At 67.5% G+C, this 23,066-nt stretch carries 18 protein-coding genes; 12 read left to right on the top strand and 6 right to left on the bottom strand.

Annotated features, from left to right (window positions below; all coding sequences use genetic code 11):
* Positions 1–46: 46 nt before the first annotated feature.
* Positions 47–1,045, bottom strand: a complete 999-nt coding sequence (locus tag Y958_RS07310; RefSeq protein WP_088871471.1) for an SAM-dependent methyltransferase — start codon at positions 1,043–1,045, stop codon at positions 47–49.
* 39 nt (positions 1,046–1,084) lie between these two features.
* The gene (locus Y958_RS07315) at positions 1,085–1,735 is read right to left on the bottom strand and encodes a LuxR C-terminal-related transcriptional regulator (protein WP_088871472.1); all 651 of its coding nucleotides are present in this window, start codon (positions 1,733–1,735) and stop codon (positions 1,085–1,087) included.
* A 554-nt stretch (positions 1,736–2,289) separates the two neighbouring features.
* Here Y958_RS07315 and galU point away from each other — a divergent pair.
* The 3 genes from galU (at position 2,290) to pgmG (ending at position 6,162) form a co-directional block, all read left to right on the top strand.
* A complete protein-coding gene (galU, locus tag Y958_RS07320; RefSeq protein ID WP_088871473.1) occupies positions 2,290–3,159 on the top strand; it encodes a UTP--glucose-1-phosphate uridylyltransferase GalU in 870 nt (289 codons plus the stop codon).
* Between the two features lie 261 nt (positions 3,160–3,420).
* Positions 3,421–4,740: a UDP-glucose dehydrogenase family protein gene (locus Y958_RS07325; protein WP_088871474.1), complete on the top strand. Its 1,320-nt coding sequence runs from the start codon at positions 3,421–3,423 to the stop codon at positions 4,738–4,740.
* 30 nt (positions 4,741–4,770) lie between these two features.
* Positions 4,771–6,162, top strand: a complete 1,392-nt coding sequence (gene pgmG / locus Y958_RS07330) for a phosphoglucomutase/phosphomannomutase PgmG (RefSeq protein ID WP_088871475.1) — start codon at positions 4,771–4,773, stop codon at positions 6,160–6,162.
* Positions 6,163–6,220: 58 nt separating this feature from the next.
* Here pgmG and Y958_RS07335 read toward each other — a convergent pair whose 3' ends face one another.
* Positions 6,221–7,162, bottom strand: coding sequence for a CPBP family intramembrane glutamic endopeptidase (locus tag Y958_RS07335; protein WP_145727824.1), 942 nt, complete (start codon positions 7,160–7,162; stop codon positions 6,221–6,223).
* An 11-nt stretch (positions 7,163–7,173) separates the two neighbouring features.
* Positions 7,174–8,577, bottom strand: a complete 1,404-nt coding sequence (locus tag Y958_RS07340; protein WP_244909222.1) for a D-alanyl-D-alanine carboxypeptidase family protein — start codon at positions 8,575–8,577, stop codon at positions 7,174–7,176.
* 528 nt (positions 8,578–9,105) lie between these two features.
* Between Y958_RS07340 and Y958_RS07345 the strand changes: the two genes are divergently transcribed.
* The 3 genes from Y958_RS07345 to clpA all read left to right on the top strand — a co-directional run bounded on the left by Y958_RS07345 (position 9,106) and on the right by clpA (position 12,593).
* The gene (locus tag Y958_RS07345) at positions 9,106–9,666 is read left to right on the top strand and encodes a phasin family protein (protein ID WP_088871478.1); all 561 of its coding nucleotides are present in this window, start codon (positions 9,106–9,108) and stop codon (positions 9,664–9,666) included.
* A 261-nt stretch (positions 9,667–9,927) separates the two neighbouring features.
* Positions 9,928–10,272, top strand: a complete 345-nt coding sequence (gene clpS, locus Y958_RS07350) for an ATP-dependent Clp protease adapter ClpS (RefSeq protein WP_040843733.1) — start codon at positions 9,928–9,930, stop codon at positions 10,270–10,272.
* Between the two features lie 5 nt (positions 10,273–10,277).
* On the top strand, positions 10,278–12,593 hold the full coding sequence (gene clpA / locus Y958_RS07355; protein WP_088871479.1) for an ATP-dependent Clp protease ATP-binding subunit ClpA: 2,316 nt from the start codon (positions 10,278–10,280) through the stop codon (positions 12,591–12,593).
* Positions 12,594–12,740: 147 nt separating this feature from the next.
* On the opposite strand, the gene Y958_RS07360 is transcribed toward clpA, so the two are convergent.
* Positions 12,741–13,160 (bottom strand): response regulator, encoded by a 420-nt coding sequence (locus Y958_RS07360; protein WP_186291103.1) that lies wholly within the window; start codon positions 13,158–13,160, stop codon positions 12,741–12,743.
* Positions 13,161–13,391: 231 nt separating this feature from the next.
* Here Y958_RS07360 and Y958_RS07365 point away from each other — a divergent pair, with 231 nt between their 5' ends.
* From Y958_RS07365 to Y958_RS07385, 5 genes are all read left to right on the top strand, one after another.
* Positions 13,392–17,303: a two-component regulator propeller domain-containing protein gene (locus tag Y958_RS07365; protein ID WP_145727825.1), complete on the top strand. Its 3,912-nt coding sequence runs from the start codon at positions 13,392–13,394 to the stop codon at positions 17,301–17,303.
* Between the two features lie 131 nt (positions 17,304–17,434).
* Complete coding sequence (locus Y958_RS07370) at positions 17,435–18,862, top strand: M20/M25/M40 family metallo-hydrolase (protein ID WP_186291104.1); 1,428 nt, start codon at positions 17,435–17,437, stop codon at positions 18,860–18,862.
* 130 nt (positions 18,863–18,992) lie between these two features.
* Positions 18,993–19,991 (top strand): glycoside hydrolase family 18 protein, encoded by a 999-nt coding sequence (locus Y958_RS07375; RefSeq protein WP_186291105.1) that lies wholly within the window; start codon positions 18,993–18,995, stop codon positions 19,989–19,991.
* Positions 19,992–20,089: 98 nt separating this feature from the next.
* On the top strand, positions 20,090–20,371 hold the full coding sequence (locus Y958_RS07380; protein WP_145727826.1) for a hypothetical protein: 282 nt from the start codon (positions 20,090–20,092) through the stop codon (positions 20,369–20,371).
* Positions 20,372–20,374: 3 nt separating this feature from the next.
* The gene (locus Y958_RS07385) at positions 20,375–20,797 is read left to right on the top strand and encodes a type II toxin-antitoxin system VapC family toxin (protein WP_088871485.1); all 423 of its coding nucleotides are present in this window, start codon (positions 20,375–20,377) and stop codon (positions 20,795–20,797) included.
* Positions 20,798–20,799: 2 nt separating this feature from the next.
* Here the strand turns inward: Y958_RS07385 and Y958_RS07390 are convergent, their stop codons facing one another.
* Positions 20,800–21,426, bottom strand: a complete 627-nt coding sequence (locus tag Y958_RS07390) for a helix-turn-helix transcriptional regulator (RefSeq protein WP_088871486.1) — start codon at positions 21,424–21,426, stop codon at positions 20,800–20,802.
* A gap of 108 nt (positions 21,427–21,534) precedes the next feature.
* On the opposite strand from Y958_RS07390, the gene Y958_RS07395 reads away from it, so the two are divergent.
* Positions 21,535–22,980, top strand: a complete 1,446-nt coding sequence (locus Y958_RS07395; protein ID WP_088871487.1) for an MFS transporter — start codon at positions 21,535–21,537, stop codon at positions 22,978–22,980.
* Positions 22,981–23,066: the final 86 nt, after the last annotated feature.

The following is a 23,066-nucleotide window of genomic DNA, read 5'->3' on the forward strand; positions in this document are numbered from 1 at the left end:
CTCAGACCGGCCCCCGGCGCAAGGGTCTGCGTCACAGCGGAAACGGCTAAACCGCTGATGTTTCGGGCGCCAAATAAATCCAGGTCAACTCATGCTTGTTATGCGACAGATGCAGCAGGCGCGAACCGGGAATGGCGGCGAAGGCGCGGGCGCTGGCGTGATCCGTCTCGCCCTGGAACTTCAGGGTGCAGATGAAATTGCGGGCGTGGCCCCCGTCCTTCCACTGATGGACCAGGCGCAGCAATCGTTCCGGATAGCAAATGACATCGCTGCACAGCCAGTCGACCGGCCCTATCGTGACCGGATCCAGACCAAAGGCGCTCTCTCGCCGCACGGTGACGCGGGGCAGGCTGGCGATGCGCGGATCCAGCGGCGCCTTGTCGATGGCGGTGACGTCCGCGCCCAGCGACTGCAGCACCCAGGTCCAGCCGCCGGGGCAGGCGCCCAAATCCAGGCAGCGGTCGCCCGGGCCCGGCATGCGGCCGGCCAGCGTCAGCGCTTCCCACAGCTTGAGGTAGGCGCGGTTGGGCGGCGTCGCCTTGTCCTCCACGAACGCCACCTCGCCGTTGGCGAAGGCGCTGCTGCACACCGGGCTGGCCAGGATGGTGCCCTCATCCAGCAGCGTCCAGGCGCCCAGCGGGGCGGTGGGCGCGGGGGCGGGGAAGACCAGCGGCTTGGCCGAGACGTGCGGCAGCTGTTCCTGGATCAGCTTGGCTCGGCGATGGTGGCCATGCTCATACACCGCCCAATTGCGCTGGATGGCCCGCAGGCTGCGGGCGCCGTCCTTGATGGACGCGATGGCGATGCGGCGGGGCTGCAGCCAGGTGTTGATGGACCAGGCGGCCGGCCGCGGCGGCGCCTGGGTGATCACCAGGCGGCCATGCACCGTGGCCGTCGAATCGGCCAGTTCCTCCAGCAAGGGCTCAAGGAAGCCGTCGGCGGCGAGGTAGGCGGCGCCGGGAGCGGGCGACTCGCCGCCGTCAAAAGACGGCGCCCCGGGAGCTGCGCTCGCCGGGGCGTTGGTTCCATCCGGATGACCGGTCATGTCGGTACTTCTGAAAGGTCGGAAAGCGATACCCTGCCTTTAGGGCAGAATGTCGGCCGACGCAATAACCGCCTGGGTGCGGTTGCGCACGCCCAGGGAGCGCATGACGGCGGTCACGTGGATCTTCACGGTGCCTTCCGACAGGCCCAGTTCATAAGCGATCTGCTTGTTGGACTTGCCCTCGCGCAGGCAGCGCAGAACGTCCCGCTGGCGCTGGGTCAGGGAGGGGCTGTTGCCGCCACCACCGCCGCCACTGGACGCGCCGCCACCGCCGCCGGCCGGGGCCGTGCTCTCACCGTGGATGGCGGCCGGGGGCACGTAGATGCCGCCGGAGAACACCAGGTTCAGGGCGCTCAGCATGATCTTCACGCTGGAGGACTTGGGGATGTAACCGGACGCGCCGGCGTCCAGCGCCGCGCGCACATCCGCCTGGCTTTCGGAGGCGGAGACGATCACCACCGGCGTGCCGGCCTGGATTTCGCAGATTTCCTGGATGCCGGAGAAGCCCGGCCAGTTGGGCATTTGCAGGTCCAGAAGGATCAGATCGAATTCCTGCTCGCCCTGCGCGAACTCCAGTGCCTCGTTGAACGTGCCCGCCTCGGTAAAGGTGGCATCAGCGCTGAGTTGGGTCAGCAGCCGGCAAAGGCCTTCGCGGAACAGCAGGTGGTCGTCACCGATCAGGATGTTCATGTCCGACTCTCGTTCAGAGGTAGTAGGGAACCAAGGTTGCCAGCGAACCCAGACGACTATGTTGTTTACGTGCGGTAGGGTTGTTTACCTGCGGTAGGCACGTCTGCGACGGCTTTAGCGTCTGCCTGGTGACAGAAACCAGCCGCCGTATGGATGAACAGACCCGGTTCGGGAATATTGAGGCACCAAACTTTAAGCTAAACTACTACAAATTCCGCCCGGCCCTGTCACGCTGATTTGACTTGGGTTGGTTAATTTAAGCAACGGATTTAGGTGTGATTGAGGCGAAAGTTATCGTTTGGAGGGGAGATTCATCCAACCAACGGGCGCCGACCCCGACCATGGATATAGACACCGGCATAGGCCATGATGGGCTGGAATGGCGCTTTTTCTTGCCACGAAAGCGTCAGAAAGTCTCGTCAGCTTGATTGCGTGTCTGGATGTCGATGTGGCAGAAGGGCCGAACGGACGGGGCTGTCCGGAATCGGGCGTCCCACCCACCAATTCCAATAATCCCCCGGATAATCCGGGGCTTGAACTCCAGGGGTCGGTCTATGGTCAAGCGCGTACGCAAAGCGGTGTTTCCGGTTGCTGGTCTGGGCACGCGATTCCTGCCGGCGACCAAGGCCATACCGAAGGAAATGCTGCCGCTGGCCGACAAGCCGCTGATCCAGCACGCGGTGGATGAGGCGAAGGCGGCCGGCATCGAAATGTTCTGCTTCGTCACCAGCCGCGGCAAGACCCCGCTGGAGGACCATTTCGACCTGAACTATGAGTTGAACCAGACGCTGAAGAATCGCGGTAAGCTCGACCTCCTGAAGGTGGTCGAGGACATCCAGATCGACAGCGGCAAGATCGCCTACGTCCGCCAGTCCGAACCGCTGGGCCTGGGCCATGCCGTATGGTGCGCCCGCGAATTCATCGGCGACGAGCCCTTCGCCGTGCTGCTGCCCGATGAGCAGGTGCTGGGCGACCGTCCCTGCCTGGCGCAGATGATGGACGCCTACAGCCAGGTTGGCGGCAACCTGCTGTCGGTGTTCGAGGTCCCGCGCGAGCAGACCAACAAGTACGGCATCCTGGACATCGGCAAGGACGATGGTCGCCTGGCCGAGGTGAAGGGCCTGGTGGAAAAGCCGGATCCGGCCGCCGCCCCGTCCACCCTGTCCATCCAGGGCCGCTACATCCTGCAGCCGGAAATCTTCCATCACCTGGAACGGTTCGAGACCGGCGCCGGCGGCGAAATCCAGCTGACCGACGCCATGGCCAAGCTGATCGGCACGCAGCCCTTCCACGGCTTCCGCTTCGAGGGCAAGCGCTTCGACTGCGGCGACAAGCTGGGCTTCGTCCTCGCCAACGTGGCCTATGCCCTGGAACGCCCCGACATGGCGGCCAAGGTGCGCGCCGCCCTCAAGGAAATGCTCTGAGCGGGGGCTGGCCCGGGTTAATTGCCCGGGCCGCCGATTCACGCGCCCCGACAGAAATTTAGGGGCTGTCCCGGGGCTTTAATTCAAATCGGAAAGACCCTAAAAGGTCACATGCGCGACACAGCCATGTCGCCTTAAATAAGGGCGCGGTCCGGCCCAGTCGCCGGCGCCGCCCCTGATCCCGATGCCCCTGCCTGTGGCACGCCCACACGGCCTATACTGGGCGCGGGAAACGGGACTACGTGACGATAGGGGATCGGTATGCGCATTGCGGTGATCGGAACAGGCTACGTCGGCTTGGTCTCGGGCGCCTGTTTTTCCGAGTTCGGCGTGACCACGGTCTGCGTCGACAAGGACGCCAGCAAGATCGAGCGCCTGAACCGGGGCGAGATCCCGATCTTCGAGCCGGGGCTGGACGATCTGGTGGCCAAGAACGCCAAGGCGGGCCGCCTCAGCTTCACCACGGATCTGGCCGCCGCCGTCAAGGGCGTGGACGCCGTGTTCATCGCCGTGGGCACGCCGTCGCGCCGGGGCGACGGCCACGCCGACCTGTCCTATGTCTATGCCGCCGCCCAGGAAGTGGCGCTGGCGCTGGATCCCGACCGCTACACGGTCATCGTGACCAAGTCGACGGTGCCCGTGGGCACCGGCCGCGAGGTGGCGCGCATCATCGGGGAGACGCGGTCCGGCCTGGACTTCGACGTCTGTTCCAACCCCGAGTTCCTGCGCGAGGGTGCTGCCATCGCCGACTTCATGCGCCCCGATCGCGTGGTAATCGGCGCTGAATCGGATCGTGCCCGGGCGGTGATGAAGGCCCTGTACCGGCCGCTCTACCTCATCGAGACGCCCATCGTCATGACCAGCCTGGAAACGTCCGAGCTGATCAAGTACGCGGCCAACACCTTCCTTGCCACCAAGATCACCTTCATCAACGAGGTGGCGGATCTGTGCGAGAAGGTGGGCGCCAACGTCCACGACGTGGCCAAGGGCATCGGCCTGGACGGCCGCATCGGCCGCAAGTTCCTGCACGCCGGCGCCGGCTACGGCGGCTCGTGCTTCCCCAAGGACACGCTGGCGCTGGCCCGCACGGCGGCCGACGTGGGATCGCCCCTGCGCATCGTCGAGACGGTCATCGACATCAACGACAAGCGCAAGAAGTCCATGGCCGGCCGCATCGTGGCCGCCGCCAACGGCACCGTGGAGGGCAAGCGCATCGGCATCCTGGGCGTGACCTTCAAGCCGAACACCGACGACATGCGCGACGCGCCGTCGCTGGACATCATCCCGGAACTGCAGCGTCTGGGCGCCACGGTCCAGGCCTACGACCCCGCCGGCATGCAGGAGGCGGAGCATCTGCTGCCAGGGGTGGTGTGGTGCGCCGACGCCTATGCCGCCATCCAGGACACCGACGTCCTGGCCATCATCACCGAATGGAACGAATTCCGCGCGCTGGATCTGGACCGGGTTCGCCGGTCCATGAAGGCGCCGGTCCTGGTCGACCTACGCAACATCTACAATCCTGACGATATGAGCGCCGCCGGTTTCACCTACACGTCCATCGGCCGTCCGGCGCGTCGATAAGTCAAAGCAGCAAGGGAGCAGGTGCAAGTCATGACCGCTAATCATCGGTTCCACCCCACGGTGCTGCGCGAGTACGACATCCGCGGCGTCATCGGCAAGACCCTGGGCCCGGACGACGCCCGCGCCATCGGGCAAGGCTTCGGCACCCTGGTGGTGCGCGCCGGCGGCACCCGCGTGGCCATCGGCTATGACGGCCGCCTGTCCTCGCCGGAGCTGGAGCAGGCCTGCGTCGAGGGCCTGATGTCCACCGGCCTGGAGGTCATCCGCATTGGGCTCGGCCCCACGCCCATGCTGTACTTCACCGTGCGGCACTTGGAACTGGACGCCGGCGTGATGATCACCGGCTCGCACAACCCGCCGGACTACAACGGCTTCAAGATGATGCTGGGCAAGGGCCCGGTGTATGGCGAGCAGATCCAGGAGATCGGGCGCCTGGTCCACGGCCAGGATCTGGCGACGGGCGCCGGCTCCTCCCGCAAGCTGGACGTCAGCGAGGATTACATCAACCGCCTGGCAGCCGACTATGACGGCACCCGCGACCTGACCATCGTGTGGGACGCCGGCAACGGCGCCGTGGGCCATGTCCTGCGCCGCCTGACCGACAAGCTTCCCGGCAAGCACATCCTGCTGTTCGAGGAGGTGGACGGCAATTTCCCCAACCACCACCCCGACCCGACCGTGCCGGAGAACCTTGAAGACCTGATCCACGCCGTCCACACCCATAAGGCGGACATCGGCATCGGCTTCGACGGCGACGGCGACCGCATCGGCGCCGTGGATGAGCATGGCGACATCATCTGGGGTGATCAGCTGCTGGCCATCTACGCCGCCGACGTGCTGAAAAGCCACCCGGGCGCCACCATCATCGCCGACGTCAAGTCCAGCCAGACGCTGTACGACGACATCGCCAAGAACGGCGGCAAGCCCCTGATGTGGAAGACCGGCCATAGCCTGCTGAAGGCCAAGATGGCCGAGACGGGCTCCCCCCTGGCCGGTGAGATGAGCGGCCACATCTTCTTCGCCGACAAGTACTACGGCTTCGACGACGCGCCCTACTGCGGCGTGCGCCTGGCCGGCCTCGTCAGCCGCGAGGGCAGCCTGGCCAAGCTGAAGTCCGTCCTGCCGCCCGTGTTCAATACCCCGGAAGTCCGCTTCCAGGTGGATGAGGAACGCAAGTTCAAGGCGGTGGAGGAGATCGTGGCCCGCGCCAAGGCCCTGGCGGGCAAGGGTATCGAGGTCAACGACATCGACGGCGTCCGCGTGAAGACCGAGGACGGCTGGTGGCTGCTGCGCGCCTCCAACACCCAGGACGTGCTGGTGGCCCGCGCCGAGGCCTTCAGCGAAGCCGGCCTGGAACGCCTGAAGGGCAGCATCCGCGACCAGCTGAGCCAGAGCGGCATCCAGGCGCCGGAAGGTTTCTGATCCCAAGCATGCGCGTTTAGGGAAGGGCTGCGATCCTGACGGGTCGCGGCCCTTTTGTTTATTTCCGCACCACCCAGCCCCGGCGCACGCCCAGATACCAGTAAAGGCCCGCCAGCGCGCCCATGGTCATCAGGACGCCGGCCACGTCTTCCAGGCCCGCCGGTTTGCTCTCCGGCGCGCCCACGCCCAACAGGGAAGGGAAGGGTGGGCCCAGCACGCCCATGACGTAAATGGCCGTCAGGTTCTGGCCCAGGTGGATGCCGATGGCGGCCTCCAGCCGGCCGGCGCGGGCCGTCACCGCCGACAGCAGCAGCGAGATGGTGAAATACAGCGCGCGCTGGTCCCACACGGCGTTGCCCCAGGATTGGGTGTGCAGGCCGGCGAACAACAGGGCGACGGGCAGGGCGGTAACCCAAGCGCTGCCGGTCACGGCGTACAGGCCCTGGCTGATGTAGCCGCGGAACAGCGCCTCCTCCGCCGTGACCTGCAGCACGACCATCCAGCCGGTGGCGGCCGCGAAGGCCAGCACCTGGGGCCAGGGCTGGCCGCCAGGGGCGAAGGGCTCCCCGTTCCAGACATCGATCAGGCCGCTGGTCACGACCGCCAGCAGCACCAGCCCGCCCCACAGCAGGGCAGAGCGCAGGGCCAGGCCCACATCCAGGCCGGGCAGGGGCGACAGCAGGCTGCGCAGCGGGCGCCCGTGCAACCAGCGCACCGCCAGGGCCAAGGGGAGCAGAGCAGCGGCAACGCTGCCCAGCATCGTCAGCAGTTCGACGACGGCGCGCAGCCCCTCATCACGCTTCATCGCCCGGTCCAGGTGGGCCCACTGCGGCACCTTCACCAGCACCACGGCGATGAGGATGGCGCCCAAGGCCACGATGACCAGGCCACCGAGGAAAGCCCACCACGGCTCGCGCCGCTGGCGGGCCAGGGCCAGAAGGGAGGGGGCCAAGGGGGACGGGGCGGCGTCACCGCCCGCCGCAAGAGGGGCCTGCGACACCGGGGAAGGGATCAGCTGGCGCCGGGGGCGATGGTGATGCAGCCCTGGCCCTGGCGACGCAGCTGGACGCAGGCGGCCCGGGCGTTCTTCTCGCTCAGGCCCGCCAGGCGGGCGCGGTACAGCGTGGACTTGGCGGACGATACCTCCACCACATTGGGCACGGCGGCGTTCAGCAGGCCCTTGCCCTTCTGCGTGGCGCGCGCGATGGCGGCCTGGGTGGCGGCACGGTCGTTGTAGGCGCCCACCTGGATGCTCCATCCCGCCGGGATGGTCTTGCCCTTGGCGCCGGTGGCCACGGCGGGCGCCGCCTCGGCCGGTGCTGCCAGCAGCGTGTGGTCGGCGACGCTTTCGGCCGCCTTGCCGACGGCCTTGGCAGCCTTGCCGGCGGCGCTGGCCAGCCGGACACCCGTGGTCGCCTTCATGGCCTTGGGCGCCGGGGCCTCATCGGCCTCATCCTCGTCGCCTTCGGAGGTGGCGCTGTCCTGGCTATCAGCCGTATCGGCGCTGGCCATCTGCACAGCGTCGCGGCCGCGCGGGGCGCGGATGGGCGCCTCGGCCGTCAGCACCTCGCCGGACTTGGTGGCGAAGCCCTCGTCCAGAAGGTCGGCCATGCGGTTGTCGCGCCACACAGCGCTGCTGCCGCCCATGACCACGGCGATCAGGCGGCGGCCGTCATGCACGGCGGAGCCGACGAGGTTGAAGCCGGAGGCGTTGATGAACCCCGTCTTGATGCCGTCCATGCCCGGGTAGCGGGACATCAGGTGGTTATGGTTGGCCATGGTCTCACCGTTGTAGGTGAAGCTGGCCGTCTTGAAATAGGTGTACTGCTTGGCGTGGTCGTGGATCAGCGCCTGGGCCAGGCGGGCCAGATCGCGGGCCGTGGTGACCTGGCCGGTGTTGGGCAGGCCGGAGGCGTTGCGGAAGGTGGTGCGGCTCATGCCCAGGGCGCGGGCCTTGGCCGTCATCATCTGGGCGAAGCGCGGCTCGCTGCCGCCCAGGTTCTCGCCCACCGTCACCGCCACGTCGTTCGCGGACTTGGTGACCAGCGCCAGGATGGCGTCGCGCACGCGGATGGTGTCGCCCGCGTCCAGGCCCAGCTTGCTGGGCGCCTGGGCGGCCGCGTGGGCGGATACCTTGAAGGGCGTATCCAAGGTGACGCGGCCGGCGTCCAGCGCGTCGAACAGTAAATACAGCGTCATCATCTTGGTCAGGGACGCCGGATAATTCTGGGTGTCGGCACCGGCGGCGTGCAGGACCTGGCCGGTCTCCGCATCCACGACAATGGCGGCGTACTTGGCGAAAGCGCTCACCGGCGCCAGGGCCCAGCAGGCCAGGAGGGCCAGGGCGGCCCAGCGCAAGCGCCGGGCGGCAAAACCCGGGCGTCGTGCCAGGTTCGAGCGATTCCAATGGGTCACGGTGAACTGCCCCTTCCGCCGATGCCATGTCGTTGGTGGCGATAAAAGTAAAGGCACGATGATTCGCTGTCCAGTATTGAAAATACGGTTAAGGACGAAGGATGCACGGTTCTTGATTGCCGCCTTTACATGACACGCTGCGACTCCGGGCTGCGCACTACCCCGGGCGAGGAAGGCCCGCCCATTCATATGATATATTGCAGCGCAACATGAACATGCCTTCCGGCGCGGCGGTGACTAGCCGGTTTGGCCTATGAAGGTCGATTTCACGCTTGAAAGCCACGCATTACCCCCGTATGCGAAGCACCAATCCCGTGTGACGAAATTTTTGCGGTGCACAAAAACGGGTTGACAAACTCCTTTTCCGGGTCCAGATAAGGCATCGTGCTGCGACGCAACATGACGGTGCCGCGAAATGGGCTGTCCGCCGCAGGCACGCCACCCGGCCGATGCCGGTTTGCCTGACCCGGGTACGGGCCGCATCGGGCGGCCGATGGATCATTAGCGATCATTGGAAGGAGCACTGATATGACCACCGCGAATACTACCGCCCCCACCGCTACCGTCGCGCGTGCCAAGAAGGTCGTCACCGACGCCGCCGTGGACACCGCTGCCGCCACGAAGCAGACGGCCGAGACCACCGTGGCCGCCGCGCAGGACACCGTAACCAAGAATTACGAGCAGGCCGTCGCCCTCACCAAGGAGCAGGTCGAGAAGGCCAGCAAGAAGGCCTTCGAGGCGTATGAGGAACTGACCGCCTTCAACAAGGAGACGGTCGACGCCCTGGTGCTGTCCTCCACCGTCCTGGCCAAGGGCCTGGAAAGCCTGTCCAAGTCCTTCGTCGCCTACGCCCAGTCCTCGCTGGAGAGCAGCGTGTCGGCCACCAAGGCTCTGCTGGCCGTGAAGACCCTGCGCGAGGCCGTGGACCTGCAGTCCGAATTCGCCAAGACCAGCTTCGACACCCTGGTCAGCGAGGCCACCAAGACCTCCGAGCTGTCGGTGAAGCTGGCCAACGAGGCGATCGAGCCCATCTCCGCCCGCGTCAACGCGGTCGTGACCAAGTTCGGCAAGCCGCGCCTGGCGGCCTGAGTGACGGCCCGGGCCGCGCCCGTGCGGCCCGGCGACATCGCCGATGCTGACGAACCCGGTGGGCCCGCGCCCACCGGGTTTTATTTTGCCCGCTGTGACCACCGCCGTTGCGGGGCACACGGTTCGCTTGCGTCCGGGTGATTTCCGTGCGGCAATCGCACCCCAGGCATGAATAAGGTTACCAGGGGTCTTCCAACGGCCCGCCGCGATCTCATATTATTCCTGGGATGACCACCCCGAGAGACACGTACCTGGAAGGCCATGACGGAGTTCGATAGTCAGGGAAATGAGGGCGGCACTGGCGGCGACGGCACCAACACCGGTGTCGTGGTCAAGGCCAAGCCCAAGACCAAGAAGCCCTCCATGTACAAGGTCCTGATGTTGAATGACGACTACACTCCCATGGAGTTCGTCGTTCACATCCTGGAGCGTTTCTTCTCGAAGAATCGGGAGGAAGCGACGCGGATCATGCTGCATGTCCATCGCCGCGGCGTCGGCGTGTGCGGCGTGTTCACCTACGAGGTGGCGGAAACGAAAGTGACCCAGGTGATGGATTTCGCGCGCCAGAACCAGCATCCCCTGCAATGCACCTTGGAGAAGGATTAGTAGGCATGCTCTCGCGTAATCTCGAGCAGACGCTGCACCGGGCCCTAGCTTACGCCAATGAGCGTCGGCACGAGTACGCGACCCTGGAACACCTGCTGCTGGCTCTCACCGAAGACCAGGACGCCTTGGCCGTGCTGCGCGCCTGCGGCGTGACCGTGGAGAAGCTGCGCGTCGAACTGGGCGAGTACCTGGACAACGAGCTCAGCAACCTGATCTCCAGCCGGTCCGAGGACGCCAAGCCCACGGCCGGCTTCCAGCGGGTGCTGCAGCGCGCCGCCATCCACGTCCAGAGCTCCGGCCGGGAGGAGGTGACCGGCGCCAACGTGCTGGTCGCCCTGTTCTCCGAACGGGAGAGCCACGCCGTCTATTTCCTGCAGGAGCAGGAGATGACGCGGTTCGACGCGGTCAACTACATCTCCCACGGCATCGCCAAGTCGCCCGGCCGGTCGGAGACCAAGCGCGTCAGTGGATCGGAGGAGGAGCCGCCCGCCGGTGAAAAGGCGCCCAAGAAGGGCACCGAGGCGCTGGAGGCCTATTGCGTCAACCTCAACAAGAAGGCGCTCAGCGGCAAGATCGATCCCCTGATCGGCCGCGGGCAGGAGGTTGACCGCACCATCCAGATCCTCTGCCGTCGCTCCAAGAACAACCCGCTGTACGTCGGCGACCCGGGTGTGGGCAAGACCGCCATCGCCGAGGGCCTGGCCCGCCGCATCGTCCACGGCGAGGTGCCGGAGGTGCTGCAGAACGCCACCATCTTCGCGCTGGATATGGGCGCGCTGCTGGCCGGCACCCGCTATCGCGGCGATTTCGAGGAACGGCTGAAGTCCGTGCTGTCGGAGCTGGAGGCGGTCGAGGGCTCCGTCCTGTTCATCGACGAGATCCACACGGTGATCGGCGCCGGCGCCACCTCGGGCGGCGCCATGGACGCCAGCAACCTGCTGAAGCCGGCCCTGGCCAGCGGCGCGCTGCGCTGCATCGGCTCCACCACCTACAAGGAATACCGCAGCTACTTCGAGAAGGACCGCGCCCTGGTCCGCCGCTTCCAGAAAATCGACGTCAACGAGCCCTCGCTGGATGACGCTGTGAAGATCCTGGAAGGGATCAAGAGCTACTACGAGAAGCACCACAACGTCCGCTACACCCGTGAGGCCATCCGCTCGGCGGTGGAGCTGTCGGCCAAGTACATCGGCGACCGCAAGCTGCCGGACAAGGCCATCGATATCATCGACGAGGTGGGTGCCGCCCAGATGCTGCTGCCGCCGGGAAAGCGCAAGAAGACCATCCAGGTCAAGGACGTGGAGGCGGTGGTCGCCAAGATCGCCCGCATCCCGCCGAAGAGCGTCAGCCGCGACGACCGCGAGGTGTTGCTGAACCTGGAGCGCGACCTGAAGACCATGGTGTTCGGCCAGGACAAGGCCATCGACACCCTGGTCAGCGCCATCAAGCTGGCGCGCGCCGGCCTGCGCGACCCGGAAAAGCCCATCGGCAACTACCTGTTCTCCGGCCCCACCGGCGTGGGCAAGACCGAGGTGGCGCGCCAGCTGTCGCGCACCTTGGGCATCGAGCTCACCCGCTTCGACATGTCGGAGTACATGGAGCGGCACACGGTGAGCCGCCTGATCGGCGCCCCCCCGGGCTATGTCGGCTTCGACCAGGGTGGTCTGCTGACCGACGCCATCGACCAGCATCCGCACTGCGTGCTGCTGCTGGACGAGATCGAGAAGGCGCACCCGGATCTGTACAACATCCTGCTGCAGGTGATGGACCACGGCAAGCTGACCGACCACAACGGCAAGACGGTCGACTTCCGCAACGTCATCCTGATCATGACCACCAATGCCGGTGCCGCCGATTTGGCCAAGCCCGCCTTCGGCTTCGGCCGGGAGCAGCGGCTGGGCGAGGATGAGGAGGCGATCAACCGCCTATTCACACCCGAGTTCCGCAACCGCCTGGACGCCATCATCGCTTTCTCCGGCCTGTCGCCGGAAATCATCGGCCGGGTGGTGGACAAGTTCGTCATGGAGCTGGAGGCGCAGCTGAGCGATCGCGGCGTCACTATCGAACTGACGGACGAGGCCCGCGAGTGGCTGGCGAAGAAGGGTTACGACCCGCTGTACGGCGCGCGCCCCCTGGGCCGCACCATCCAGGAGTACATCAAGAAGCCCCTGGCGGAGGAACTGCTGTTCGGCAAGCTGGTGAAGGGCGGCGCCGTCCGCGTCACCGTGAAGGACGACGCCTTGTCCTTCGACTACGTCGCTGGCGGCACCCGTCCGCCGCAGTCGGAAAAGCCGGAAGAGAAGGTGCCTGAACTGGTCAACTGAACCAGCACCTCCAACCCGCTGGAAACGGGCGGGCCTCCAGGACATTCCTGGGGGCCCGTGCCGTTTTGGAACGGTTGCACAGAGGGTTGGTGAAATTGGAGGTCTGGTGAAAAGAGACGGAGGCGCCCCGGCACTTGAGGGAGCGCCTCAGGACAACGCCACCAACCGCTTGATCAGGGCGTCCAGGTCGTTCCAGGCCAGGGGCTTGGCGACGTAGCCTGAGAACAGGCCGGTGGTCAGGTGGTCGATGACGTCGGTCTCGGCCGTCATCAGCACCAGGGGCACGGGCCGATCGCGACCGGCGGGGATGGGGCGGCCGTGCAGTTCCCGGGCGGCCTCGGCCCCGCCGACGCCGGGCATGTTGAGATCCAGCAGCACCAGGTCGAAGGGTGTTTCGGCGGCGTCGAACAGGGCGATGGCCTCCGCCCCATCGGCGGCGCCCGTCGCCTGGTACCCCAGGCGGCGCAGGACAGCCAGGATCAACTCCCGATTCACTCGATTGTCTTCCGCCACCAGGACGCGAAGGCCGGGGATGGCGTCTGCGGCGCCGGTATTTTGGATACTCATTACGGTCGGCCCCTCGGCTCCTCGCAGTAGGCGCGCCCTGGGGCGCAAGCCTGTGTTGCCGCCACAATAGGCCTGTTCCCCACCCTCGCACAGTCCCTTTGCCGCAGGACCCATTGGAACCGGTATCGTTGATTTTGTGGCGCGGCGCCGCCTTTCCTATAAAATCCAGGATTGTTCGGGCCACCCGTATCGGTGACTCCGGCGATTGCCGTCACCCTGGTGGTTGTGCTGATGCGCGTAGTGTCCTTGTTCGTTGTGGTGTGGCTGGCCGCCCTGGGGGCCGCCTGCGTCCCATGGGGCGCGGCGCGGGCGGAGCCTGGACCATGGCAGGCGCTGGGACAGACGGCATTCGAGCATATCGACCGCAGCCGCGGTTTACCCAGCGATACCATCTTCTCCCTGGCGCAGGACCAGCGCGGCTTCATCTGGATCGGCACCACCAACGGCCTGGCCCGCTTCGACGGCTATCACATGCGGGTGTTCCAGCCGGATCCTGAGGTGCCGGGCTCGCTGCCGGACGGCGTCATCCGCGCGCTGCACGTCGATCCCGCCGGCCGGCTGTGGATCGGCACCCACGTGGGCGGCTTGGCCCTCTATGACCCGGTGACGGAACGCTTCCGCACCATCGCCCCCGGCCCTGCGGGCGTCAGCGCCGCCACCATCTATGACATCAGCGACGACGGCGACGGCGGCGTCTGGGTCGCCACCCGCGGCGGCATGGATCACCTGAACGGCGACGGTCGGGTGCTGGAGCGCTTCCGCCATGCCGACAGGGGCGTGAAGGGCGGAGGCCCCGGCGATGGGGCATCTGGAAGCAAGGCACCTGGCGACGACGCGCTGCCCCACAGCACCGTCTTCACCGTGCATCAGGACCGCACCGGCGCCCTGTGGGCCGGGACCGCCAAGGGGCTGGTGGTGCGCGCGGCCGGCGGCGACCGCTTTGCCCCGCCGCCGGTGGTGACACCATCCCCCGCCGCCGGCGCCCTGCTGGCCGACAGCATCTGGCAGATCGAGGAGGGGGCGGACGGCCGCCTGTGGCTGGGCGGCGACCGCAGCGGCCTGGGCGTCTACGACCCGCACGACCATGCTCTGACCGTCATCCGCCCGCAAGGCGAGGGGGAGCCGCCGCTGGCGGCCGTCACCATGCGGGGTGCCGTGGAGGTGCGGCCGGGCGTGCTCTGGGTGGCGACACTGGGCAACGGCATCGCCGAAGTGGATGTCGCCAAGGGCGTCTATCACACCATCCGGCATGAGCCGGACATCCCCGCCACCCTGTCCAGCAACGCCCTACGCGCCATCCTCAAGGACCGCTCCGGCCTGATCTGGACGGGCGGCGACTCCGGCCTGGACATACACAACCCCACCAACGCCGCCCTGGTGACGCTGTTCACCGGCAACGGCCGGCCGCCGCTGGGCGACCTGCCCACCATCAAGAGCGTGGCCGTGGCTCCCCAGGGCACGCTGTGGCTGGGCGGCGATGGCGCCGTGCTGGTGTTCGATCCCGCGACCCGCCAGGTGCGCCGCATCCTGGCCGGCGGCGCGCAAGCCGATCCGGAACACAGCCTGCCGCAACTGGACGTGCTGGCCATGGCCCGGCACGCGGGCGGGGACGGCGCCGCGCCAGGGTACATCTGGGCGGGCACGCCGCGCGGCCTCTACCGCGTGGGCGAGGTGACGGGGACGGTGGATCGGGAGGCGCTGCCCACCGCCAACCCCTATCCCTACATCTCCCGCGTGGTGACGGCGGGTGGGGTCACCTGGGTGGGCACCTTCTCCGGCCTGGTACGCGTCGATGCCGATGGCATCAAGACGCTGTACCGGCGCGACCCGGCCAATCCCGCCAGCCTGGTGGACGACCGCATCATCGCCTTGACGGTCGACCATACCGGGGCGGTGTGGGCCGGCACGGAACACGGGCTGAACCGCCTGGATCCGGCCACCGGCACGGTGGAGCGTCTGGCCCATGACAAGAACGACCTGGGCTCCCTGCCGCATGACTATATCAACAGCCTGGCCGAGGATGGGCGGGGCCGGCTGTGGGTGGGTACCGCCCAAGGCGGCATCGCCATCCTGGAGGGACGTGATGACGGCGGAAAGCCGCGTTTCCGTACCCTGGACCGGGAAAACGGCCTGCCCAGCCTGCGCGTCAACAACCTGACCTATGACGGCCACGGCCATGTCTGGGCCACCACCGCGGATGAGCTGGTGAGCATCGACGTGGGCAGCTTGGCGGTGCGCGTGCTGGGCCCGGCGGAAAACGCCCTGATCCGTCGATATTGGGAAAACGCCTCGGCCGTGACGCCGGACGGAAAGCTGTTGTTCGCCGGCGATGGCGGCATGACCATCGTGTCGCCCGACGCCATCGCCGACTGGCGCTTCGCCCCGCCCCTGGCGGTGACCGACGTGCGGGTGGGAGCACAGAGCGTGCCGCCCGCCGCCATCGAGGGGTTGCCCCTGATCCTGCATCCCGGCGATCGGGGGTTCGAGGTGGAGTTCACGGCGCTGGACTTCTCCGCCCCCGACCGCAACCGCTATGCCGTCATGCTGGAAGGCTTCGACAGCGGCTGGCTGGACAAGGACGCGCAGCGGCGCCGCGCCGTCTACACCAACCTGGCCCCGGGCCACTACCGCCTGCTGGTGCGGGGCAGCAACAAGGACGGGCAGTGGAACCCGCAGACCCTGTCGCTGCCCGTGACGGTGCTGCCCGCCTGGTACCAGACTTGGTGGTTCCGCATCCTGGCGGGGGCCAGCGTCATCGGCGCCGTGGCCCTGGCGGTCTGGGCCCGCCTGGCCTGGCACCGCCGCCGCCAGCGCGAGCTGGAGGAACTGGTGGACGCGCGCACGGCCGATCTGGCGGCCTCCGCCGCCACCCTGCGCCGCGTGGGCGACGCCGGCCGCGACCTGTCCGCCTCGCTGGAGCGCGAGGCCATCTGCCGCGCCCTGCACGCCCATGTCGCGGAGCTGATGCCGGCCGCGGCCCTGCGCGTGGCCCTGTTCACCGAGCCTGAGGCCTCCAGCCTATCCCTGGTCTACGCCGCCGGCACGCCCGATACGGACTTGGGGCCGCTGTCGCCGGAGGATCCGCTGTACCAGCGGGCGGCCGAGGGCGCCTCCACCAGCAGTGGCCCCGACGATACCGCGCTCTATGCCCCCTTGCGCGTTGGCGGCCGCCGCCTGGGCGTGGTGGAGGTGCGTATCAGCCGGCCGGAGGCGGCGCTGCCCCGCCATGTCGAGGCCTTGCGCTCCATGGCCGCCTTCGCCGCCGTGGCCATCACCAACGCCGCCGCCTTCCGCGAGGTGGAGCGGGCGCGGGAAGAAACGGCGCAGACACTGGCCAACCTGGAGAACGCCCTGACCCGACTGGTGCAGCAGGAAAAGCTGGCCTCGCTGGGCAACCTGGTGGCGGTGGTGGCGCATGAGATCAACACGCCGCTGGGCGTCTCCGTCACCCTGGGTTCGCAGCTGCAGGGGGAAGTCGAATCCCTTGCCGACGCCGTGGCGGAGAAACGCCTGCGCCGCGGCGACCTGGACGAGTTCCTGTCCCAGGCCCGGGATGAGTGCGAGATCCTGAACCGCAACCTGCGCCGCGCCGCCGACCTGGTGCAGAGCTTCAAGCAGCTGTCGGTGGACCAGACCAGTGAGCGGGCGCGCGCCATTCCCCTGACGGAATACCTGCGTGAGACGCTGGTCAGCCTGGATCCCTTGCTGAAGGGCCACGGGGTGACAGCCACGGTGGAGGGGCCAGCCGGCCTTATCGTGCCCACCCGGCCGGGGCAGTTGGCCCAGGTGCTGACCAACCTGGTGCAGAACGCCGTGGTCCATGCCTTCGACGGGGTGGACCAACCGGCCATCCATATCCAGGTGGCGGGTACGCCGGGCGGCCAAGCCACCGTCACCGTGTCCGACAACGGGCGGGGCATGACTGCCGACCTGGCGGCCCAGGCGTTCGAGCCCTTCTTCACCACCAAGCAGGGGGCGGGCGGGTCCGGCCTGGGCCTGCACATCGTGCATAACCTGGTGACCGGCCCCCTGCGCGGGGAACTGACCCTGGACAGCCTGCCGGGCGAGGGGACGCGCATTCACATCGCGCTGGGCAGCTTCCAGCCCAGCGAGGCGCCGCCGGTGCTGGAACCCAGCCTGTAAAAACACATGTCATCGTGACAACTGGGTGGTGGCCTTTCGGGCTCACGCCGTGGCAGTTTCCTATCCAATGATGGACCGGGACGATGGCGGGGGCCGCGCCCGGGACAGTGCGATGGATGGGAGACAAGGGCGTGTTGGGATTGAAGAACAAGGCCTTGAGCACGGGCGTTGCCCTGGGCGTTATCGCGGGCCTTCTGGCCACCGCGGCGTGGGCCGACGCGGGGCCGGCCACCATTCCCGCCTCGGCGCTCAGCAGCGTGAAGGAATTGCAGAAGCGCGCGCTAGCCGGCAGCGGCGCCTATGAGGTAGTGGAATCGCTGACCACCCAGGTGGGCCCGCGCCTGCCCGGCACGCCCAACGACGCCGCCGCCGTGGCCTGGGCGGTCAAGGCCATGAAGGACATGGGCCTGCAGGACGTCCACACCGAGGCCGTGCCCATGCCCGGCTGGCGGCGCGGCCTGGAACGCGCCAGCATCATCGCCCCCATGCCGCAGCCGGTGGCCGTAGCGGCGCTGGGCGCCAGTGTGGGCACCGGGCCGGAGGGCATCGAGGCCGAGGTGGTGCGCTTCGCCAGCCTGGCGGACCTGAAGGCCGCGCCCGCCGGCTCGCTGACCGGCAAGATCGCCTACATCGCCCTGCCCATGGCCCGCACTCAGGACGGCAGCGGCTATGGCGAGGCCGTGGCCATGCGCATCGCCGGCCCGGCGGCGGCGGCCAAGAAGGGTGCGGCGGCGGTCATCATCCGCTCCGTCGGCACCGACGCCCACCGCACGCCCCACACCGGCATGACGCGGTATGAGGACGGCGTGGCCAAGATCCCGGCTGGCGCCATCTCCACCATCGACGCCGGCCAGCTCGACCGCCTGCTCGAGCGTGGACCGGTGAAGATGAAGCTGGTGCTGGATGTGGGCCTGCTGGATCCCATCACCACCTACAGCGTCGTGGGTGACCTGAAGGGCGCGGACAAGCCGGATGAGATCGTGGTGATGGGCGCGCACCTGGACAGCTGGGACCTGGGCACGGGCGCCATCGACGACGGTGCCGGCGTGGCCATCGCCCTGGCCTCCGCCAAGCTGATCAAGGGCCTGCCGGAAAAGCCCAAGCGCACCCTGCGCATCGTGCTGTTCGCGGCGGAGGAAGAGGGCACCTACGGCGCCGCCGCCTATGGCAAGGCCCACGCGGCCGACGCCGCGCATTATGTTCTGGGCACCGAGGCCGACCTGGGCATCGGCCCCGTCTGGCAGTTCAAGCTGAAGTCCAACGCCAATGCCGAGGGCGCCATCGCCACCATGGCCGCGGCGCTGAAGCCCCTGCGCGTCATCCAGGGTGCCGATGGGGAGGGCGAAAGCTCCGACCTGGGCCCTATGGCCGAGGCCGGCATGCCGGTGGCGGAGCTGTCGCTGGACGCCACCACCTACTTCGACATCCACCACACCGCCGACGACACGCTGGACCGGATCGACCGTCCCACCATCGACCAGTCCACGGCCGCCTACGCCAGCGTGCTGTGGCTGGCCATGCAGGCCGGCGGTACCTTCCGCGCCCCGGGTACCAAGTAAAAGGGGGAGGGCGCCTTCACCTTCCCCCAATTACCTTCAAATGACGATATTGCCGGAATATCCGGTGCCGTGGGCCGCGCGCGCTCCACTACGGTTGCCCGACCATCAAGGGCATCCGGGAGGGAAGGGCATGGGGTTGGGACATTTCTCGCGGCGCGCGGCTCAGGCGTTGTCCATCCTCCTGGCGCTGGCAGCCGGGGCGGCGCAGGCGGCTGACGCCCGTCTGGGCTTCGCCCCCTATGTCGATCTCACCCACGACCCCGACTTGGCCGCCTGGGCCAAGGCCACCGGCCAGAAGGGCCTGACGCTGGCCTTCTTCAACGCCCAAGGCGCCTGCCAGGGCGGCTGGCCCATTCCCGAGGCGCGGCTGATGGAACGGGTGGCCGCCTTTCGCGCCGCCGGGGGCGCGGTGATCCTGTCCAGTGGCGGCTGGAACGCCGACGACCTGGCGGAGCGCTGCGCCGACACGGACGCCATCGCCAACCAGTATGACGCGGCACTGACCCGCCTGGGCATCGACCATCTGGACATCGATGCCGAGGATGGCGACGTGCATGACAATCTGCGTCCCGCCATCGTCGCGGCACGCACTCAAGGATTACGCCGCCTGCAGGACCGTTGGGACGCGGCGGGCAAGGTGCTGCACCTGTCCTTCACACTGGCGGTGCGCCCGGACCTGGGCATGCGCCCCATCGATCTGGCGGTGCTGCGATCGGCGGTGGCGGCCGGTGTGCGCTTCGACGTCGTCAACCTGATGACCATGGACTACCGCGACGGCAAGTCCGCCGGCCGCATGGGGCCCCAGTCCGTGGGGGGGCTGCTTCACGTCCGCCAGCAATTGGCAACCCTGCTGCCCGGCCGCACGGACGCCCAATACTGGGCCATGATCGCCGCCACGCCCATGATCGGCCAGAACGACGCGGGGGATGAGGTCTTTACCCTGGCCGACGCCGCCCTGCTGCGCACCTTCGCCAACCAGCATGGCCTTGCCGGCCTGTCGTTCTGGCAGACCGGCCGGGACAGCGGCGCCTGCCCCGGCGACGGCAAGGCGCGCAACGACTGCAGCGGCCAGGATCAGGCGCCGAACGCCTACGCGAAGGTATTCTCAGGGTTCGCCGGGCGGCGTTAAATCCCTTAAGGAAAATGCCGACTTCCTTTAGGGAGGTAGGTTTGACTCCCCCTACTCCTAGGCATAGAATCCCCATACCATGTTATTCAGAGGTTGCGATGGCGAAAGGAACCGGCATGAAGCGGGTGATGGAGGGCGTCACGGTACGAACCTTCCCTCAGGTCGCACGTGCCGCCGGGCTGGCGCCCGATCAGCCTTTCACCATCGTGCTGACGGAATCGGTTGAGCCGGCATCCTCTTCCTCGGCCACTTCATCCATTGACGAGAGGGAGCGGACAGCTCGCTTCCTGGCTCTTGCCGGGTTGGGAGTGCGAACGGCCGGTGCACGGACACAGGCTGACATTGATGCGTGCGTGCGGAACTTCCGGGACGATCGCTGATCCATGCTGACAGCGCAGCGCCTCTACGTCGACGCCAATATCATTATCTATTTCGTGGAGGCTGGCGGAACCCTTCAGCAGAAGGCCATCGAAGTTTTCTCTCATGCACGTGCCAACCATATTTCATTGATCACCAGCGAAATCATGGTGGGTGAGTGCCTGGTCGGCGCGCATAAAACCGAAAACCAATCCCTCGTCGATGGATATAGGCAGCTTTTCCATGAGCTGGATGTATTCCAACTTATGCCGGTGAAACTTCAGACAATCGAAATCGCAGCCCGCATGGGGGCTGGATATCAGATGAAGTTGATGGATGCGCTGCACGTCGCAACCGCCATTGAGGCGGCATGCGATGTGTTCTTGACCAATGACCTGAAGATTCGCAGTGGTGGTGAATTGAAGGTTATTCAATTCAGCAGCCTGTAGGCTTAACTTCCCACGACGCGGTACGCGCATCGCCGTGCGCCGTTCGGGATGTGTTCCGTCCGCTCCACCTGGGCGCCCAGCACGGCACGGAACGTCTCCAGTTCCGACCGGCAGAAGCCGGCGCAGGCCGTGGCGGCGGCGCAGATGGGGCAGTGGTTCTCCACCAGCAGCCAGCTGCCGTCACCCAGCATCCAGCTGTCGGCCATATAGCCTTCCGCCGAGCGGATGGCGGCCAGGCGGCGGACGCGCTCGGCCAGGTCTGGGGCGCCCGCCAGCTCGGCGCGATAGCGGGCGAGGGTCTCCGCCTCCCGTGCGGCGATGACGGCATCCAGGGCGCCGGCGCCCAGCTGCGCCACCAGGGTCGACAGCAGGGTGGTGGTCAGCGCGGCATGGCCATCCGGAAACTGGTTATGACCCGCCGCCGTCAGGTGCCATAGCTGGCGCGGACGGCCCCGGCCAGCCGCCCCTTCGCCGACGCTGACCACCAGGCCATCCTCGGCCATGCGCGACAGTTGCTGGCGCGCCGCCTCGCCGGTGATGCCCAGCGCAGCGGCCAAGGTCGCGGTGGCCTGGGGCCCCTCCGTCTTCAACAGCAGCAGGATGCGGTTCACGGGTGACTGGCGGGTCATATTCCAAGTTTCAGCTTGCTTAAATCCGGGCCGGGCATATTTTCCAATTAATAACTTGGAAAAAATCATCCGGCAGGTCAAGGATAAGCCCGCGAGGAAAGCCACCCCATGTCCGTGAATCCCCGACCCGACCCCGCCGAGACGCCCCAGCCCCCGGCCCAGCCCCCGGCCGTCTCGGTCTTCCAGCTGTTCTCCCCCAGGCTGTTGCCCGGCACCCTCATGCTGGGCGGCGGCGTCACCCTGTTCGCGGTGGAGACCTATGTCACCGCCACGGTGGCGCCGTCCGTCGTGCGCGACATCGGTGGGCTGGAACTGTTCGCCTGGGTCACCACGCTGTATGTCGCGGCGGCGGTGCTGGGTTCCTTGTTCGTGGCCTTGCGGCCCCGGACGTTGGGCCTGCGCGGCGTCTATACCGTGGGCGCATTGGTGTTCAGCGCCGGCAGCCTGGTCTGCGGCCTGGCGCCGTCCATGCCCGTGGTGCTGCTGGGGCGCACGGTGCAGGGCCTGGGGGCCGGCATGCTGTCCGGACTCGCCTACGCCTTCATCCGGCATGTCTATCCTGAGCCGCTGTGGCGCAAGGCCTCGACCCTCTATGCCGCCATCTGGGGGGTGGCCACCTTCCTGGGCCCCACCGCCGGCGGCCTGTTCGCCGATGGATCCGCCTGGCGCTGGGGCTTTTTCATCCTGCTACCGCCAGCCTTGATCATGGCGGTTTCCGCCCCGCGCCTGCTGCCCCGGGTGGCGGATGAGCGAGCCGACGCCCGCGCACCCCTGGTGCAAATCGGCCTGCTGCTGGCGGCGGTGCTGCTGGTCAGCACAGCGGGAACGGAAGAGCGCGGCGACCTGAAGGCGGGGCTGCTGGGGGGGGCGCTGGCGCTGTTCGCTGCCATGCTGGTGGTGGAACGCCGTGCCCCCCTCCGCCTGCTGCCCCAGGGGGCGGTGCTGCTGGGCCAGCCTATCGCCCGGCTGTACCTCATCATGTTCGGCCTGATCGTCACCGTCTCCAGCGATGTCTACATCCCCTATTTCCTACAGACCCTGCACGGCGTGGCACCGCTGGCCTCGGGCTATCTGGTGGCGCTGGTGGCGCTGGGCTGGACGCTGACCGCCTTTTTCACCGGCACGCTCAGCGGTGGGCGGGCGGTGCTGGCCATCAGCGCCGGCTGCGCGCTGGAAGTGGGCGCGACGCTGGCCCTGGCCCCCGTGCTGGGAGCTTCCGAGGCCTGGGACGGCCCGGTGGCCCTGCTGCCCGCGATCCTGGCCATGCTGGCCATGGGCGGCGGCGTGGGCCTGTGCTGGGCCCATTTGGTGGCGGGCGTCCTGAAGCGGGCGGGGGAGGCGGAGCAGGACAAGGCATCGGCCGCCATCGCCACCATGCAGTCCCTGGGTGGGGCCCTTGGCGCCGCCTTGTCCGGCGTCATCGCCAACAGCGCCGGCCTGGTCGACCCGGGCGGCATCATCGGCGGCCAGTCGGCCGCCCACTGGCTGTTCCTGTTGATGGCGGTGCCCGGCGCCGTCGCCTGCCTGGTGTCGCTGGTGCCCAACCGCGCCTAGATGCCCCACACACAAATCAAAACGGCGGCGGATCCCAACGATCCGCCACCGTCTTCATTCACATGGTCCCAACCGTTCGGTCAGGA

Origin of the sequence: Nitrospirillum viridazoti CBAmc, assembly GCF_000730165.1 — a bacterium.
Lineage (GTDB): Bacteria > Pseudomonadota > Alphaproteobacteria > Azospirillales > Azospirillaceae > Nitrospirillum > Nitrospirillum viridazoti.

Bases quoted from the DNA above. Each gene is read 5' to 3' on its own strand.
- Y958_RS07310 (WP_088871471.1), bottom strand. From the start codon at position 1,045: ATGACCGGTCATCCGGATGGAACCAACGCCCCGGCGAGCGCAGCTCCC.
- Y958_RS07315 (WP_088871472.1), bottom strand. From the start codon at position 1,735: ATGAACATCCTGATCGGTGACGACCACCTGCTGTTCCGCGAAGGCCTT.
- galU (WP_088871473.1), top strand. From the start codon at position 2,290: ATGGTCAAGCGCGTACGCAAAGCGGTGTTTCCGGTTGCTGGTCTGGGC.
- Y958_RS07325 (WP_088871474.1), top strand. From the start codon at position 3,421: ATGCGCATTGCGGTGATCGGAACAGGCTACGTCGGCTTGGTCTCGGGC.
- pgmG (WP_088871475.1), top strand. From the start codon at position 4,771: ATGACCGCTAATCATCGGTTCCACCCCACGGTGCTGCGCGAGTACGAC.
- Y958_RS07345 (WP_088871478.1), top strand. From the start codon at position 9,106: ATGACCACCGCGAATACTACCGCCCCCACCGCTACCGTCGCGCGTGCC.
- clpS (WP_040843733.1), top strand. From the start codon at position 9,928: ATGACGGAGTTCGATAGTCAGGGAAATGAGGGCGGCACTGGCGGCGAC.
- clpA (WP_088871479.1), top strand. From the start codon at position 10,278: ATGCTCTCGCGTAATCTCGAGCAGACGCTGCACCGGGCCCTAGCTTAC.
- Y958_RS07360 (WP_186291103.1), bottom strand. From the start codon at position 13,160: ATGAGTATCCAAAATACCGGCGCCGCAGACGCCATCCCCGGCCTTCGC.
- Y958_RS07365 (WP_145727825.1), top strand. From the start codon at position 13,392: ATGCGCGTAGTGTCCTTGTTCGTTGTGGTGTGGCTGGCCGCCCTGGGG.
- Y958_RS07375 (WP_186291105.1), top strand. From the start codon at position 18,993: ATGGGGTTGGGACATTTCTCGCGGCGCGCGGCTCAGGCGTTGTCCATC.
- Y958_RS07380 (WP_145727826.1), top strand. From the start codon at position 20,090: ATGGCGAAAGGAACCGGCATGAAGCGGGTGATGGAGGGCGTCACGGTA.
- Y958_RS07385 (WP_088871485.1), top strand. From the start codon at position 20,375: ATGCTGACAGCGCAGCGCCTCTACGTCGACGCCAATATCATTATCTAT.
- Y958_RS07390 (WP_088871486.1), bottom strand. From the start codon at position 21,426: ATGACCCGCCAGTCACCCGTGAACCGCATCCTGCTGCTGTTGAAGACG.
- Y958_RS07395 (WP_088871487.1), top strand. From the start codon at position 21,535: ATGTCCGTGAATCCCCGACCCGACCCCGCCGAGACGCCCCAGCCCCCG.